This is a genomic window from Chryseobacterium aurantiacum, assembly GCF_003020585.1.
Lineage (GTDB): Bacteria > Bacteroidota > Bacteroidia > Flavobacteriales > Weeksellaceae > Chryseobacterium > Chryseobacterium aurantiacum.
In genome coordinates, this window is sequence record NZ_PXUE01000001.1 from 1,148,794 (window position 1) to 1,164,233 (window position 15,440).

At 34.5% G+C, this 15,440-nt stretch carries 17 protein-coding genes; 12 read left to right on the plus strand and 5 right to left on the minus strand.

What is annotated here, in order from left to right:
- Positions 1–18: 18 nt before the first annotated feature.
- Positions 19–435 carry a carboxymuconolactone decarboxylase family protein gene (locus C7D53_RS05115; protein ID WP_106915281.1) on the minus strand — a complete coding sequence of 139 codons (417 nt, stop codon included), beginning with the start codon at positions 433–435 and terminating at the stop codon, positions 19–21.
- Positions 436–596: 161 nt separating this feature from the next.
- Here C7D53_RS05115 and C7D53_RS05120 point away from each other — a divergent pair, with 161 nt between their 5' ends.
- A complete protein-coding gene (locus C7D53_RS05120; RefSeq protein WP_106915282.1) occupies positions 597–1,334 on the plus strand; it encodes a class I SAM-dependent methyltransferase in 738 nt (245 codons plus the stop codon).
- Between the two features lie 89 nt (positions 1,335–1,423).
- On the opposite strand, the gene C7D53_RS05125 is transcribed toward C7D53_RS05120, so the two are convergent.
- Complete coding sequence (locus C7D53_RS05125) at positions 1,424–1,807, minus strand: winged helix-turn-helix transcriptional regulator (protein ID WP_106915283.1); 384 nt, start codon at positions 1,805–1,807, stop codon at positions 1,424–1,426.
- Positions 1,808–1,972: 165 nt separating this feature from the next.
- Between C7D53_RS05125 and C7D53_RS05130 the strand changes: the two genes are divergently transcribed.
- Entirely contained in the window at positions 1,973–3,034 is a 1,062-nt protein-coding gene (locus C7D53_RS05130) for an NADH:flavin oxidoreductase (RefSeq protein ID WP_106915284.1), read from the plus strand.
- Positions 3,035–3,226: 192 nt separating this feature from the next.
- Here the strand turns inward: C7D53_RS05130 and C7D53_RS20845 are convergent, their stop codons facing one another.
- Together C7D53_RS20845 and C7D53_RS20850 are read right to left on the minus strand one after the other, a co-directional pair.
- Positions 3,227–3,385, minus strand: a complete 159-nt coding sequence (locus C7D53_RS20845) for a bacteriocin-like protein (protein ID WP_162926084.1) — start codon at positions 3,383–3,385, stop codon at positions 3,227–3,229.
- Positions 3,386–3,446: 61 nt separating this feature from the next.
- Positions 3,447–3,602: a bacteriocin-like protein gene (locus tag C7D53_RS20850; protein WP_162926085.1), complete on the minus strand. Its 156-nt coding sequence runs from the start codon at positions 3,600–3,602 to the stop codon at positions 3,447–3,449.
- Positions 3,603–3,771: 169 nt separating this feature from the next.
- Between C7D53_RS20850 and C7D53_RS05135 the strand changes: the two genes are divergently transcribed.
- Together C7D53_RS05135 and C7D53_RS05140 are read left to right on the plus strand one after the other, a co-directional pair.
- Positions 3,772–4,296: a hypothetical protein gene (locus tag C7D53_RS05135; protein WP_106915285.1), complete on the plus strand. Its 525-nt coding sequence runs from the start codon at positions 3,772–3,774 to the stop codon at positions 4,294–4,296.
- Positions 4,297–4,327: 31 nt separating this feature from the next.
- Entirely contained in the window at positions 4,328–4,756 is a 429-nt protein-coding gene (locus tag C7D53_RS05140; RefSeq protein ID WP_106915286.1) for a hypothetical protein, read from the plus strand.
- A 95-nt stretch (positions 4,757–4,851) separates the two neighbouring features.
- Here C7D53_RS05140 and C7D53_RS05145 read toward each other — a convergent pair whose 3' ends face one another.
- Entirely contained in the window at positions 4,852–6,054 is a 1,203-nt protein-coding gene (locus tag C7D53_RS05145; protein ID WP_106915287.1) for a C1 family peptidase, read from the minus strand.
- Between the two features lie 256 nt (positions 6,055–6,310).
- Here C7D53_RS05145 and C7D53_RS05150 point away from each other — a divergent pair, with 256 nt between their 5' ends.
- The 8 genes from C7D53_RS05150 to C7D53_RS05185 all read left to right on the plus strand — a co-directional run bounded on the left by C7D53_RS05150 (position 6,311) and on the right by C7D53_RS05185 (position 15,387).
- Complete coding sequence (locus C7D53_RS05150; protein ID WP_106915288.1) at positions 6,311–6,829, plus strand: RNA polymerase sigma factor; 519 nt, start codon at positions 6,311–6,313, stop codon at positions 6,827–6,829.
- Positions 6,830–6,842: 13 nt separating this feature from the next.
- Positions 6,843–9,104: a T9SS type A sorting domain-containing protein gene (locus tag C7D53_RS05155; RefSeq protein WP_106915289.1), complete on the plus strand. Its 2,262-nt coding sequence runs from the start codon at positions 6,843–6,845 to the stop codon at positions 9,102–9,104.
- A 115-nt stretch (positions 9,105–9,219) separates the two neighbouring features.
- Positions 9,220–11,118: a YfbK domain-containing protein gene (locus C7D53_RS05160; protein WP_106915290.1), complete on the plus strand. Its 1,899-nt coding sequence runs from the start codon at positions 9,220–9,222 to the stop codon at positions 11,116–11,118.
- A 199-nt stretch (positions 11,119–11,317) separates the two neighbouring features.
- Entirely contained in the window at positions 11,318–11,821 is a 504-nt protein-coding gene (locus tag C7D53_RS05165; protein ID WP_106915291.1) for a GbsR/MarR family transcriptional regulator, read from the plus strand.
- A gap of 148 nt (positions 11,822–11,969) precedes the next feature.
- Positions 11,970–12,782 (plus strand): DCC1-like thiol-disulfide oxidoreductase family protein, encoded by an 813-nt coding sequence (locus tag C7D53_RS05170; RefSeq protein ID WP_106915292.1) that lies wholly within the window; start codon positions 11,970–11,972, stop codon positions 12,780–12,782.
- 11 nt (positions 12,783–12,793) lie between these two features.
- The gene (locus tag C7D53_RS05175; protein WP_106915576.1) at positions 12,794–13,576 is read left to right on the plus strand and encodes a fatty acid desaturase family protein; all 783 of its coding nucleotides are present in this window, start codon (positions 12,794–12,796) and stop codon (positions 13,574–13,576) included.
- A 141-nt stretch (positions 13,577–13,717) separates the two neighbouring features.
- Complete coding sequence (locus C7D53_RS05180; protein WP_106915293.1) at positions 13,718–14,422, plus strand: YqjF family protein; 705 nt, start codon at positions 13,718–13,720, stop codon at positions 14,420–14,422.
- Between the two features lie 65 nt (positions 14,423–14,487).
- Positions 14,488–15,387, plus strand: a complete 900-nt coding sequence (locus C7D53_RS05185; RefSeq protein WP_106915294.1) for a TIGR01777 family oxidoreductase — start codon at positions 14,488–14,490, stop codon at positions 15,385–15,387.
- Positions 15,388–15,440: the final 53 nt, after the last annotated feature.

Here is a 15,440-nt window from a genome sequence, read left to right on the forward strand (position 1 = left end):
TCTGAAAGCCCTTGTTTTTTAATCTTCTTCAGCCAAAGTAATCCTCAGTTTATTCAAAGTATTCATTAAAGTGATACTGGCAGTTAATTCTACAATTTCACGTTCAGAAAAATGTTCAGTAAGTTTTTCCTTGATTTCATGCCAATCATTAGCATTACTGGTTACTGCTTCAGTCCAGTTTAAAACAAGCTTTTGCAGAGCATTGAAGGCATGGGTGTGTTTCCAGCCGGGAAGCCTGTTAATAGTGTCTTGCTCAAAGCCAAAGTTGAGTAATTCCTTCGCATGATAACTACAACAATAAGCACATCCGTTGATTTGAGATACACGAAGTTCTGCCAGGGCAATAAGTTGCTCATCCATACCGGACTTTCTAATGCTTGTGTGGGCTTTATACAGATGACCAATGGTTTCTTTAGCAATTTCTTTGTAATTCATAATGTAAATATTTCCGCAAAGTTGCACCAGAAACAATTCAAAAACCATATACTTACATTTTGGTTCTATACTTACCTTTTTGAAAGTGCTTTTTAAAATAAAGTGAATTTTATTGCAGGATAAGTTTGTAAATTTGAAATCAAGAGATCCTAAAAACTACCATGAAAATTACCAAATTAGTTATTCTGTTCAATTATAAAAAAATTCTGCTTGGAGTTGTTGTCTCCATTCTTCTTCTGATACTGTCATTTCAGCTTCATTCAAGTATTTTTAGCCTGTTACTATGGGGATTGAGTGGTCTTATTATTTTAAATATCATAGCCTCTCTAGCTGCGTCTTATTGGCTTTATGACCATTCTGATCTGTATGAACTGAACAATTTGGAAGATACCATCCAGTGGGACAAAATTGAAAACGCAGTCCTTATTCATGCCAGTTTTGACCCTTTATCCCGACGATTGGAAGAGAAATACCCTCATTTGAAACTTACGGTTTGTGATATTTATGGAAACAGACATGAACATGAAAGTGGTATTGAAGTTTCTAAAAAAACGTTTCCCCCCAATCCCAAAGAAATAAAAATTGATGTAGAGGCATTGCCATTTGAAGACGAATCTCAGGATGTGATCCTTGCCGTGACCGCTCTTCATGAGGTTTTAGATCATCAGAAAAGAGTATTGTTTTTTAAGGAGGCTAAAAGAGTTTTGAAGAAAGGAGGACTGATTGTGGTTTCAGAGCAATTTAGAGATGCCACTAACTTTATCTTCTTTAATATCGGAGCATTTCATTTTTTAAGCTGGAAACACTGGAAAAATGCCATCGTACCTTCCGGATTGAAAATAACAGAGAACAAAAAGATCACACCTTTTGCCAATATGTTGATTATAAAGAAAGACTAAAAATGAATATCATTATTTTTAAAAAGTAAGCCTAAGAATTGATGTAAACTATCTTATAAATACTTGAATTTGAACTAATAAAAAGGCTATCAAACATTGACAGCCTTTTTCGTTTTTTTATCTACCAGACTACAATCCTTATCATAGAGTCCTTTCACTTGATATTTTGCCTCCCATTCTTCCAAAAGATATAAGATTGGAAGAAGGGCCAATCCTTTTTCAGTAAGAGAATATTCAACTCTTGGAGGAAGTTCCTTAAATTCTTCACGGATAATCAATCCATCACTTTCCATTTCCCTCAACTGATCAGTCAATACCTTTCTGGAGATGACATTAATGCGCACAGCAAGCTCTCCAAAACGTAATTTTCTGTCCTTAATAACCAGAACAATGATGGGTTTCCATTTGCTTCCCAAGGCGGCCATTGCCTTTCCCAGAGGACAGCTGTATTGCATTAATTCGTTCTTTTTCATAGAGATACATTTTTTTTAAGCCATATAAAACCAAAATCTCATACGTTACTTTAATGTTACTAATGTAAGTTACTGCGAAGTTACCACTATTTTTTCAATGAAAGATACAAAAACGAACTATTATTAGTTACTTTGTGTAACAATTATAAAATACAATTTTAAATTATGAGTACATCATCATTATTTAAACCGTTTCAATACAAGAATCTAGAGCTTAAAAATAGAATCGTAATGGCTCCAATGACCAGAGCACAATCTGACAATGGAGTTCCTACTCAGAACATCGCAGACTATTACGGAAGAAGAGCTGCTTCAGAAGTAGGATTAATTCTTTCCGAGGGAACTGTAATCAACAGACCTGGGTCAAAAAATCTACAGAATATTCCGGATTTCTACGGAACTGAGGCTTTAAACGGCTGGAAAAACGTAATAGATACTGTACACCAGAATGGTGGTAAAATGGGACCGCAGATCTGGCATGTAGGAGATACCAGAATGTCTGAAGACTATCCTTTAACTCCAATGGAGAAAGCCTCAACAATGACTATTGAGGATATTCAGGATACAATTGCACAATTTGCAGCTTCTGCAAAATCCGCGAAAGATCTTGGATTTGACTGCCTTGAAATTCATGGTGCCCATGGGTATCTTATCGATCAGTTTTTCTGGGAAGTAACCAATACAAGAACAGATGAATATGGCGGGAAAACCTTAAAGGAAAGAAGTAGGTTTGCTGTAGAAGTGGTTAAAGCAATCAGAGAAGCAGTAGGAGAGGACTTTACGATTATTCTTCGTCTTTCACAATGGAAGCAGCAGGATTATAAGACTAGGTTGGCATTTACTCCCAATGAAATGGAAGACTGGTTGTTACCATTAAAAGAGGCCGGAGTAGATATTTTCCATTGTTCACAACGTCGTTTTTGGGAACCGGAATTTGAGGGTTCTGATTTAAACTTTGCAGGCTGGGCTAAGAAAATTACTGGTCAACCAACCATTACAGTGGGTTCTGTAGGATTAAATGGCGATTTTCTGAATGCTTTTGCAGGTCAGGGAACAGAAAAAACAGACCTTACAGAGTTAATGAGAAGACTTGATAATGAGGAGTTTGATCTTGTGGCCGTAGGACGTGCTATTTTACAGGATCACCAATGGGTAAAAAAGATCAAAGACGGAAACGTTGAAGAACTTTTAGACTTTTCAGCAGAGAGTATGGGCGTATTATTTTAATATGAATTGGTAAAGAATGAGCAGGCTAGCAAGGAATTTTTTACAGCATAATTTATTCACTTGTGTAGCAATATTCATCCTTTATCATTCCTATTAATTAACATAATTCACTTTATTTTATATTTAATTTTCACCTATTTATTAAAAACCGGTCTTCAGAATTTCTGAGGACCGGTTTTGTAATTTTAGAGTCTACCTACATCCAAGTTCTGCGGGTTCGCAAGACCAGTAAGCCGGAAATCCATCTTCAGCTTTATGACGGCAGGCAATTTGCCCGCCTTCACAGGAAGGAGCGTTTCCTCCATTGATTTTTCTCAATTCTGACTTTGCTAGTTTTTTTAGATTTTTCATTTGTAATAATTTGTTGGTTGGTATTAATGTAATATTGTGTAGATTTTGTTGGTGAAACAAATTAAGGGCAATTCATTGTTTCTGGGATACATCTCCAGCGTTGAGAACCATCTTTACCCGTATAATAACATTCATGGGTACCCGTTGGGCATTCCGGAGCGTTTCCTCCATTGATTTTTCTCAATTCTGATTTTGCTAATTTCTTTAGGTTTTTCATTTGTAATAATTTGTTGGTTGATACAAATGTAATATTTTTTGTTAATTGAACAATAATTTTCGCTAATTGGTGAAATTATTTTAAAATTTTATTTTATTCTATTTTTTCCTTTATTTGTAGACTCATTATCTTAAAAGAAGTTGACAATAATGTCATACAAATTGTAAGAATGAAAAGATTAAAAACTATGGTGAAAATACTGTTGACAATATTGATGTCATTATTTCTATTTTCCTGTGATGGTCAACGAAAAGGAAAGCAACCATCTGTGCTGCTGGAGAAAAAAACAATTTCTGATATTTCTGTAAAGAGAATCGAAGGAGTGTGGTCTTCGAGCTGTACGGCAAGAAATCGGGTGTATATTTCATCAGCAATTACCAGTGCGCAATTTACCGTATTGGAAAGGTTCTCCATGAATACTGATCTTAAAAAGGTGGGAACTAATAAATATGAACTTTATTTTACTGATTTTCCTCCCATTATTCCATTACCAGATGAGATGAAAAATTGGGACAATATGGATAGGAAAAAGCCTGTTGGATACTTTGAATTTATTGATGAATCCAGAATAAATTTAACATGGTTTGGTTTCTATTATAAAAAGACCGGAAAATATATTCAAACAGAAAATCCATTTAATCATAAAGAAAAGGTTGTTCACCTTATCAAATGTCCGGATACAATTACTCTATAAATACACCATTTTAACCATTTCAATTAAACATATGAAATATTTCGTAACCTTATCTTTTTCACTATTAGCTTGCTTATTATCCTGTCAAAAGACAGAAAGACAACCATCATTGATCCAAAAGTCAGATCATAAAGTAAAAGCAGATACCATAGTCACCAGCTCGATAATATTGATGCTCAGTCCTGATGAAGAAGAAATTGAAGACATTAAGAAAAAACAAGGAGAAGATAATTTCTACACGATTGCAGATGATGCTAATTATTATTCTGCGAAAATAGAGGAAGCAGCTACCAACAAGATTACTTTTACAAACCATAAAATAATAGATTTTCCAAAAGAAAACTATGTATTTGATAAAAAAGACTCTCAGAATAAATGGTTAATCATTGATTACAAAGCCGGTTCTCAACCTAAAATGTATTCTTTGGCAGATTACTTTCTCCATCTGATAGGAAAATAAATTCATAAAGCAAACGCGCTTCCTTAAGTTTGGAAGCGCGTTTTTAACAGATTTAAATATCTAAAACTGTCATCAAAAATGACAGAAGTGATTTCTTATAAACCAATATTCTTGGTTGGCTTTAGCTGCTTAAGGATGCTCTTTGGAATTGCATTCTTGTGAACCAAAATAGCCGTTGATTTGTACTCAACATATGGTCTTGATACATAAAGATATCCTGCGAAGTCATTCGTTACTCCCCAAGAGTTTTTTACCATATAATATTCTTTACCAGTCTGATCTTTTGCCAAACCTACGATGTGCATACCGTGGTCATCCGTTGTAGAAAGATTGTTAAGAGCTTTCTGACGCATATCTTCAGTGATGGTTTTATCTTTTTTAGGCTCTGTAAACAAAGTCTGCTTGTTTTCTGCAGTAATCTGGTCTAGATCCATGTCCGGAACATATGCTACACCATTTTTGTATGAGAAATAAGGCTCAGAAACGTCTGTTGCCCAACCTATAGAATATCCTTTGTTCACAGCATTGTCAACAATTGCAGTAAGATCTTTCATTGGAACGTTCCAGTCAGAATCGTGGCTCCAGTTGTCAGGAATTGGAACTACAAATTTCTGGTAGTAAGGATAGTCTTTATAAGAAGATAATTCTACATAATCTTCAGGATTAATTCCCACTACTTCCTTGGCAAATGTTTTAGGAGTATAGTTTTTTCCCTCATAAGTAAAGTTAGCAGGTACTTTTCCTAAATATTCATCAAGAATAGCATCTACAGAATCCATCCAGTTGTCAGAAAGCTTTCCTTTAGATGAAGCTTGGACAAGGCTGTCAAGAACAGGTTTTAATTTTCCCTGCATGTCCTTGAAGTTATTGGTTGTTTGCCCTGCTTTCAACCCTGAATAGGCATCCTGAGGAACAGCACCGTACTTCTTGTACATATTGATAACGTCGTGAAGTTCTCCACCGTCACCCCAACTGATAGCTCCATTATTTAAAACGTATAACTTCGCTTTATCATGGTAAGAATTTCTTGCTGTAAAGATTTCAGCAAGATCCACAGGCTTTTTGCCCATTCTCTGCATTTCAGATTCAAGGAATGAATTTCCGGAGTAGCTCCAGCAAGTTCCTGATGAACCTTGGTTCTTTACAGAAGTTGCACCAACATCTTTAAGCGTGGTGAACTGAAAATTAGCATTTTGTGAGTGGTTGTTTTTTAACTTATTGATTAAGTCATCTTGGGCAAACATCATACTTCCTGCAGACAAAACAAAAAGTAATGATGCAATTTTCGCATTTTTCATTACTATAAAAAGATTATTTCATTAATAGTCGTTACTAGTAGAGATTTGTTACAAGAGGAAAAGTTAAATTTGAAATTAAAAAAAAGTTAAAAAATAAAAGTATTGAAAAGTAAAATCTTATAAAGATTGGAATAATAAAATAATGAATTAATCTATTTGTTCTTTATTGTGATTTTAAAATTTTATTTCAAAAAAGTTGACGATGTTTCCAACCCTTACAAAAGTTCCTGCATCTATACTAATATAACTCCTGACTATGGAACGAGAATTATTACTAGAATGCCAACGTAGCGACCGCAATGCACAGCGGAAAGTCTATGAGAAGATGGCGGGCAAGCTGTACTCAGTCTGCAGACGCTATTTAAAAAACGACGAAGATATAGAGGAAGTATTGGCAGATACATTCTATAAGATCTTCACAAAGATGGGTCAGCTTCAAAATACTGACACCTTTGAACCTTGGGCAAAGAAAATTGCAGTCAATGAATGTCTTCAGAAATTAAGAGCTAATAAAGCCCTTCACATTTCCCTGGATGAGAATTTTATGGGGAGTTCAGAGGGAATTGTAGAAAATATTTCTTTCGAAAAAGACATCTTAAATCTTTTGAATTTCCTTCCAGAGGGCTGTAGAGCTATTTTTAATCTATTTGCCATCGAAGGATATCCTCATAAGGAAATTGCTTCTATGCTCTCCATCAGTGAGGGAACTTCAAAATCGCAGCTCAATTTTGCCCGGAAAAAACTACAGGAACTTTTGGTAAATCAAAACATTTAAAACTTTTACAACAATGGAAAATAATCATATAGATCAAAAATTCAATGAAGCGTCTAAGCTTTCAGATGAGCCAACGGTTTTTCCTGGTTTTGATAAAGTTTGGGAAAAGATTGAAGACAAACTAGATAAGAAAAAAGAGAAAAAGAGAATCATTCCTGTCTGGTTTCCGTATGGGATTGCGGCTAGCTTGATGATTGGTTTGGGAGCCTTATATTTTCTTGACAAAAATAATACTGTAGAGTCTGTAAAATCGGAAATAGCAGAGCAGAGCAGTTTAAAGGAACCTGTTGCAAGTAACCATATAGCATCAATAGACAGTATCACAAAAGAGAATATTCAAAAAGAAAAATATAAAAATAAATCTAATTCTACTACAGAGAAATTAGCGGTTAATAGTAATCCTGTTCCAATACCGCTAAAAGCACCCAATGCTCAATCTATATTTCTACCGCCACCACCTATTCAACGTCATTTAGAAACTTCAGATAGGGCTATTGAAGAGGTTGTCATCACAGGATATGGTACCAAACATAAAGATGTTTACGGATCATCCAGTGTAAGTACAGTTTCGGGTGATAGAATAGCAACAAAAGAACCCAGTGGAACTATTGCTGGAGTATCTATTTCTAAGACGGGAAAAGATGAAAAGGTATCTATTCGGGGACTAAGAAGTATAAGTGAAAGCAGTCGCAAACCTTTGGTTGTGGTGAATGGTTTACCTGTAAATCCAGAAGCTTTAAGTGTTATAAAACCGGAAAGGATTAAAGATATAAAAGTTCTTAAAAGCGAAGAGGCTTCTGCATTATATGGTAGTAGAGCTGGTAATGGAGTGATTATTATAAAAACAAAACGTTTAAGACGAGCTGAAAAGGCAAAATTTGAAGAATTGGCTTCAAAAAGTATCGAAGAATTACCAGAGAAACCTGTAGAAAAAGATAAAGAGCTTCCAAAAGCAGGACAACTTACAGCAGGAGAAGTAAATGATTTTTCTAAATGGAATTATTGGAAAGATATAGCAGCACCAAGTCTGGATCAATATAAAACTACATGGAAGTTCTTTGCTGACAGGAGAGTTTCGGTACAATTGGTAAATAAGGATAAAAAACCGGTTGTAGGAGAAAGAATAAAGCTATTGGATGATAAGAAAAATGTAATCTGGGAAGCTGTTTCTGATAATTTAGGGAATGCAGAATTATGGATCAATCCTATGACCGATGAAAGCTCAGATTCCAAAAAGTATTATGTATCCGATGCAGCGGGTCAGATTATAAATAATGATGTAAGGGAGTTCAAAAATGGACAAAACCTGATTGTGATGAATAAATCATGTCTGGAAAAAAGGATACTGGATCTGGCTTTTGTAGTAGATGCAACAGGTTCCATGGAGGATGAAATTTCTTACTTACAATCTGAATTGTTGGATGTCTTAAGAAAAGTAGAAACCAATTTAAAAAATACAGAAGTAAGATATGGTTCCGTATTTTATAGAGATAAAGGCGATGAATATGTCACCCGAAAATTTGATTTCTCAGATAAGGCTGAAAACTTAATAGAATTTATCAAGCAACAAAAAGCAGCAGGGGGAGGAGATGCTCCGGAAGCAGTGGTAGAAGCCATGCAGGTTTCTATTGATGAATTGAAATGGAGCAGTGGAAATTCAACCAAGATTATGTTCCTTATTTTGGATGCACCGCCCCATCAGTCGGAAGAAAATGTCCGGAAATTATATAGTAAAATAAAAGAGGCCGCTAAAAAAGGGATTACCATTATTCCTTTGGCTGCAAGCGATACCAATAAGGAAACCGAATATTTAATGAGAAACTTTGCGTTACTCACAAACGGAACCTATACATTTCTGACCAATGATAGCGGGATAGGAAATAATCATATTAAACCTACGATTGACTCTTATGAAGTTGAGAAATTGAACGATCTGCTGCTAAGAATAATTCTTCAAAGAGCAACCCTTCCGGAGTGTAGCAGGGGGATTTCCAATGAAAATATCAATAAAAAAATGGAAACCGAAATAGATAATCAAACTGATTTTAAAACAGTAGTTTTTCCAAATCCGACAAGAGGAATGATCAAAATAAAATCACCGAATGTCATTGATGAACTCTTTGTTTATGATCTTGCAGGCAAAATTATTATGAGAAAGGAAAACTTAAAAGAAAGCAAGAATACTATTGACATGACATCATATCCTGAGGGAGTATATTTGATTCGAATCCGAACCAATACCACCTGGGAAACTTTTAAGATCATTAAAAAATAATACTAAATAAAGAAAAAGAAATTTCTCCGGGAATTTCTTTTTCTTGTTTAAGAAACATTTCTAGTTTTACGATTTGAATTTATTTTAATAATTTCCACCCTGAAATTTATAACCGATGAAAAAAACTTTTATAACCATAGTAGGTCTTGCTTTACTGGTGAGCTGCAAAACACAAACAGTTTCTGATACTTCAAAGGAACCTCAAAAATACGGTATCAAAAAAGATAAAGATCAGGACGGAATTCCTAATAAACAGGATCAATGTCCAGATATAGCCGGACCTATTGAAAATAATGGCTGTCCTTGGCCAGATACAGATGGTGATGGTGTAATTGATAAAGACGACGCCTGCCCTGCAGTGATGGGAGCCGTTGAAAATAAGGGTTGCCCTTGGCCGGATACAGATGGGGACGGAGTTTTAGATAAGGATGATGCCTGTCCTACAGTTCCGGGACTACCAGATTATAATGGATGTCCGAAACCCAAAATGTCAGTTGCAATGGAAATAACTAGTAGCTCAGAATATGTTGAGTCAAATAGGGTTTATAATAATCACCTTGAAACAAAAAAAATAGCTGAAAAAATCAAGGAAGATATTGATTATAATAGTGAAGAATATACTGCATTAGTTGAAAATCCATTTGAACTGACTAAAAATGAGCCGCTATCAACCTTTTCTATTGATGTAGACAATGCCTCTTATTCTAATGTTAGAAGAATGATTAATTATGGAAGTAAGGTTGATAAAGATGCTGTAAGAGTAGAGGAAATGATTAATTATTTTACATATGATTATCCTCAGCCTGAAAAAAAACAACCATTTTCTATTAATACAGAATACAGTGATGCCCCTTGGAACTCCCATCATAAACTCTTGAAAATAGGATTACAAGGAAAAAATATTCCAATGAATAATCTGCCTTCTTCCAATATTATTTTTCTGATTGATGTTTCAGGATCTATGAATACAGAAAATAAATTACCCCTATTAAAATCTTCCCTTAAAGTTTTACTGGATCAGCTAAGACCTCAAGATAAAGTAGGAATTGTAGTATATGCAGGAAGTGCGGGAATGGTACTGGCACCTACTTCTGCTAAGGAAAAACAAACAATTATTAAAGCTTTGGATAATCTTCAGGCAGGAGGAAGTACAGCAGGAGGAGCAGGCATTGAACTGGCCTATAAACTGGCTCAGAAAAATTTTATTAAAGGCGGAAATAATAGAGTTGTACTGGCAACAGATGGAGATTTTAACGTGGGAGCTTCCTCTACAAAGGATCTTGAATCATTAATTCAGGAAAAAAGAAAGACCGGAGTTTTCCTTACTTGCCTAGGCTACGGAATGGGAAATTATAAGGATAACAAAATGGAAATACTGGCTGATAAAGGAAATGGAAACTATGCATATATAGACAACATGCAGGAAGCCAATAAGTTTTTAGGAAGAGAATTTGCAGGAAGTATCTATACCATTGCCAAGGATGTCAAGATTCAGATTGAATTTAACCCTAAATTTGTACAGTCTTACCGCCTCATTGGATATGAAAACCGAAAGTTGAGAAATGAAGACTTTACAAATGATAAAATTGATGCTGGAGAATTGGGAAGTGGGCATACTGTAACAGCACTATATGAGATTATCCCTACAGAAGTGGAATCCGACTTTCTTCCCAAGGAAATTCAATTGAAATATTCAACGACAACCCATGAAAAGGACTTCGGAAATGAATTGGCAACAGTGAAATTTCGTTATAAAAAACCTGCAGAAAACCAAAGTATGCAGATCAGTAAAGTCATTCAAAAAGAAAATATACCCATTTCAAAAACCAGCCCTGATTTTAAATTTGCTGCTTCTGTAGCATGGTTTGGTTTGGTTTTAAGAGATTCAAAACTCATTAAGAATAAAGATCTCAGTAATATAGAAAGCCTTGCCAAGGAGGGAAAAAGTACAGATGAAGAGGGATACAGAGCAGAATTTATACAACTTGTTGAAAGCTATAAGGCAATTAAGTAATACTTGAAATGAACTATTAATAAACAAACCCGTTTTACAATCCGTAAAACGGGTTTTGTAGTCTATATAACCTGTTGAAATACTATGTTTTAAAATATGATTTAAAAAAGAAGATTTATTTTAAAATTAATTTTCAATAATTATTGAAAATTCAAAAAATATAATTACATTTGTATCAGAAACTTAAAAAGTAAACAAAATGCAACTTTCAGAAGCCAAAGAAAAATACATTCAGACTTGGGGAACGTTTGCTACCAATTGGGGAATCAATCGTACGATGGCACAGGTACATGCTTTGCTTTTGGCAAGTGGTAAACCTTTGTCTACTGATGAGGTAATGGAGCAGCTTGAAGTTTCAAGGGGGAATGCCAATATGAATCTTAGAGCCCTGATAGACTGGGGAATTGTAAGAAAAGAATTCATAAAAGGAGACCGAAAAGAGTACTTTGTAGCAGAAAAAGATGTTTGGTATCTTTTCAAGCAAATTACAAAGGAACGTAGAAAGAGAGAGATTGAACCGGTAATTTCTTTTCTGGAAGAGTTAAGAAATATTGATGATGATGAGTCCGAAGAAGCCAAAGAATTTATCAAGCTAATGAATGATTTCAGCTCTGTAACCGGGAAAATCAACAATATTATGGATCTGGCCATAAAGAGTGATGACCACTGGCTGGTAGGTAAAATTACCAACCTGTTAAAATAGACGAGAAAGGATGAAAATCCTTTTTTATTTCAAATGAAGTTTCAAAAATTACTGAAAGTTTTAAATTAATAATAATTATGAAAAATTTTATTATCCATTTATTTCTGATCCTTTACTTTAGAAATAGAAGAACCTAAAATACTGACCTATGAAAACGCTCAAAAACCATACATTAATCTACGACAATGAATGTCCGATGTGTACTATATATTCCCGAGGATTTACAAAATCTGGAATGCTTGATGAAGATGGTAGAGAAGCCTTTACCGAAATATCAATGAAAAATAAAAATCTGGTGGATTTTAATCGGGCCAAAAATGAGATAGCCTTGGTAGATCATAGCCAAAATAAAGTGGTTTATGGCTTAGACAGTTTGCTTTTAATCATTGGGAATTCATTTCCTTTATTGGCAAAAATAGCCAGGATACAACCTCTATATTGGTTTTTCAAAAAGCTGTATTCCTTTGTTTCCTATAATAGAAAACAGATTATTCCTTCAAAGAAAGAATATACAGAGCAATCTTGTGTACCGGATTTTAACTTGAAATACAGAATAGGGTATATGGCATTTGTAGCAATTTTTTCAGCCTATATTTTAAGTGTTTTTTCAGGAAAAATTGGTGTGAATCTGGCCCCGAATTTCTTTAGAGAATTTTCCGTTTGTTTAGGACAAATCCTTTGGCAGACCCTATTTTTGAAAGGCTATTTAAAGGAAAAAATTTGGGATTATCTGGGAAATATGATGACTGTTTCTTTAATAGGGACCCTTCTTTTAATTCCAGCCTTGATCATCAATTTTTCTCCTGTTTTCTCTCTTATTTACTTTGGAATGGTAGTGTTCATCATGTTTCTGGAACACATAAGAAGATGTAAAATAATGAAACTGAATTATCTTCCCACTATTTCATGGATGTTATTCAGAATAACAGCTTTGGGTATTATTATTTTGGCAACCATTTAAAAATTAAAAACATGAAGCCTATTGAACTTATAAAAGCAGTAGAATGGAAAGACCTTAAAAACCTTTCTGTGAGAGAAATGCTGATCGAAAATAACATCAGCCTGCCGTGGCTTATGATCTCATTATTTTTAGCTTACAATGGATACTATTGGCTGGCATTACCATTCTCAGGATTTTATTTCCTGACAGCACTCAGACAGGTTCACAATGGTTTTCACAATGCCTTGGGAACAGGGAAGTTTCTGACCTGGCTGTCATTGTACCTGAACAGTATCACCATGATAGCATCCATTCATGCTGTGAAATTCAATCATATCAGGCATCATAAGTTTTGTCTTTCAGAAGAAGATTATGAAGGGAAATCAGCCTCAATGAAATGGTACGAAGCTATTCTATATGGCCCGAAGCATATGTTTTTGATTCACCAAATTACATGGAAGAAAGCCAACAAAACATACCGGAAAAATATGTTTTTAGAACTGGCTTCAATAGCCGTTGTCATATTCCTTGTATTTTATTTTCAAGTTCATTTTTTGATATACCACGTTCTGGTAATGATTTTTGGAGAATTATTGATGGCTTTCTTCGCCGTATGGACTGTTCATCATGATACCCATGAAAATCCCAATATAGCAAGGACACAACGAGGATTCTGGAAAAATAAATTAACGTTCAGTATGTTTTATCACATGGAACATCATCTTTTTCCCGCAGTTCCTACCATCAGACTTCCTGAGTTGGCAGAGAGAATAGACCAGAAATTTCCGGAATTAAATAAAAAGAAAACCTTTTGAGATATGTCAAGAATTTATTTAGAAACCTTAATCAATGCTGATAAAAAATAAAGCAGAATCCACCTCTACAACTATTGATTGTGAGACTTTAATTTAACATAGACAGAAGAATGCTTCATTGAATACCCTAATACACCAATTATGAATTTTTTAAAAGCCGAATGGCGAAAACTGGCCATCATCAATTACGAGATCAATCCGGACCTATTATTAAAATATCTGCCTGACGGGACAGAACTGGATTTCTATAAAGATAAATGTTACGTAAGCTTAGTAGGATTCATGTTTTTAAATACAAAACTATTAGGCATATCAATTCCTTTTCATCGGAATTTTGAAGAAGTAAACCTTAGATTTTATGTAAAGAAAAAAGAAAATGGAATCTGGAAAAGAGGAGTAGTCTTCATCAAGGAAATAGTTCCAAAACCAGGACTAAGTTTTGTGGCGAATTCTGTTTACAAGGAAAATTATCATACCATGCCTATGAAAAATATAATTCACGAGAAAGAAGATGAATTATTGATTAAATACTCATGGAAAGATAAAAGCTGGCACTCTATTCAGTTGACTACAGACAGAATTGCAAAACCAATGAAGGCCGATTCAGAATTTGAATTTATTACAGAACATTATTTTGGTTTTACCAAAAAAGAAAACAGCACCTCAGAATATGAAGTATGCCACCCGAAATGGGACTGTTATGAGGTAAAAGAGTATCAATTAGAAATTGATTTTCATAAAGTCTACGGAAAAGATTTTGAATGCCTGAATCATCAGGAACCTATTTCAGTAATGCTTGCAGAAGGCTCTGAAATAGAAGTGAAAACAAAGAAGTATATTATATGATAATTTTTAGATCATTATGGCATCAAGCTTTGCTTCTTATATCTCCAATTTAAAAAACTATTGAAATGAAAATAATTATAGCCGGTGGCACCGGATTTCTGGGTGAAAATCTTGAAAAATATTTTACAGAAAAGGGAAATCAAGTCTATATCCTAACCCGTAGACCCAATCGTGAAAATGAAATCTATTGGGATGCGAAAACCGTAGGTGAATGGAAAAATATTCTTGACCACTCTGATGTTCTCATCAATCTTGCAGGAAAATCTGTGGATTGCCGGTATAATGAAAAGAATAAAAAAGAAATCTATACCTCAAGAATTGATAGTACCAAAGTGCTCCAGGAAGCAGTAAATCTTTGTACAACCAAACCCAAAATATGGTTGAATGCAAGTTCAGCAACCATTTATGTACATTCAGAAAAACATTTGAACACAGAAAACAGCGGTATTATTGGAGATGATTTCTCAATGAACATATGTAAAAGCTGGGAGCAGGAGTTTTTTAAAACTAAAAATGAGGAAACCAGAAAAGTAGCCCTTCGTACCTCTATTGTTTTAGGAAATAACGGAGGAGCCTTTCCAAAATTACGGATGATTACAAAATTAGGACTTGGAGGAAAACAGGGTAGGGGAAACCAAATGGTAAGCTGGATTCATATTGATGATTTTTGCGGAGCGGTAGAGTGGATTATTCAAAATGAAAACATTACTGGTACAGTCAATATCACAGCTCCTAATCCCATATCTAATGAAGAAATGATGAGAAAACTTAGAAAACAGACCAATATTCCATGGGGAATGAACGCCCCTGTCTGGCAGTTGGAATTAGCTTCAATATTTATGAAAACAGAAACCGAATTATTACTCAAAAGCAGAAATGTCTATCCCGAAAACCTCTTGAAAAGCGGATTCCGGTTTTTATATCCAATCTTTGATGAAGTAATTGCTAAACTATTTAAAAATTAGTTATTTCCGTTTATATCGTAGAGTTAGGATACCAATAAATATCATAAAAGGCC

What these genes read in the sequence shown, in the direction of transcription:
- C7D53_RS05165 (WP_106915291.1), top strand. Translation starts at nt 11,318, where the DNA reads ATGCAACTTTCAGAAGCCAAAGAAAAATACATTCAGACTTGGGGAACG.
- C7D53_RS05170 (WP_106915292.1), top strand. Translation starts at nt 11,970, where the DNA reads ATGAAAACGCTCAAAAACCATACATTAATCTACGACAATGAATGTCCG.
- C7D53_RS05175 (WP_106915576.1), top strand. Translation starts at nt 12,794, where the DNA reads ATGAAGCCTATTGAACTTATAAAAGCAGTAGAATGGAAAGACCTTAAA.
- C7D53_RS05160 (WP_106915290.1), top strand. Translation starts at nt 9,220, where the DNA reads ATGAAAAAAACTTTTATAACCATAGTAGGTCTTGCTTTACTGGTGAGC.
- C7D53_RS20850 (WP_162926085.1), bottom strand. Translation starts at nt 3,602, where the DNA reads ATGAAAAACCTAAAGAAATTAGCAAAATCAGAATTGAGAAAAATCAAT.
- C7D53_RS05145 (WP_106915287.1), bottom strand. Translation starts at nt 6,054, where the DNA reads ATGAAAAATGCGAAAATTGCATCATTACTTTTTGTTTTGTCTGCAGGA.
- C7D53_RS05185 (WP_106915294.1), top strand. Translation starts at nt 14,488, where the DNA reads ATGAAAATAATTATAGCCGGTGGCACCGGATTTCTGGGTGAAAATCTT.
- C7D53_RS05120 (WP_106915282.1), top strand. Translation starts at nt 597, where the DNA reads ATGAAAATTACCAAATTAGTTATTCTGTTCAATTATAAAAAAATTCTG.
- C7D53_RS05115 (WP_106915281.1), bottom strand. Translation starts at nt 435, where the DNA reads ATGAATTACAAAGAAATTGCTAAAGAAACCATTGGTCATCTGTATAAA.
- C7D53_RS05180 (WP_106915293.1), top strand. Translation starts at nt 13,718, where the DNA reads ATGAATTTTTTAAAAGCCGAATGGCGAAAACTGGCCATCATCAATTAC.
- C7D53_RS05150 (WP_106915288.1), top strand. Translation starts at nt 6,311, where the DNA reads ATGGAACGAGAATTATTACTAGAATGCCAACGTAGCGACCGCAATGCA.
- C7D53_RS05130 (WP_106915284.1), top strand. Translation starts at nt 1,973, where the DNA reads ATGAGTACATCATCATTATTTAAACCGTTTCAATACAAGAATCTAGAG.
- C7D53_RS05140 (WP_106915286.1), top strand. Translation starts at nt 4,328, where the DNA reads ATGAAATATTTCGTAACCTTATCTTTTTCACTATTAGCTTGCTTATTA.
- C7D53_RS05135 (WP_106915285.1), top strand. Translation starts at nt 3,772, where the DNA reads ATGAAAAGATTAAAAACTATGGTGAAAATACTGTTGACAATATTGATG.
- C7D53_RS05125 (WP_106915283.1), bottom strand. Translation starts at nt 1,807, where the DNA reads ATGAAAAAGAACGAATTAATGCAATACAGCTGTCCTCTGGGAAAGGCA.
- C7D53_RS05155 (WP_106915289.1), top strand. Translation starts at nt 6,843, where the DNA reads ATGGAAAATAATCATATAGATCAAAAATTCAATGAAGCGTCTAAGCTT.
- C7D53_RS20845 (WP_162926084.1), bottom strand. Translation starts at nt 3,385, where the DNA reads ATGAAAAATCTAAAAAAACTAGCAAAGTCAGAATTGAGAAAAATCAAT.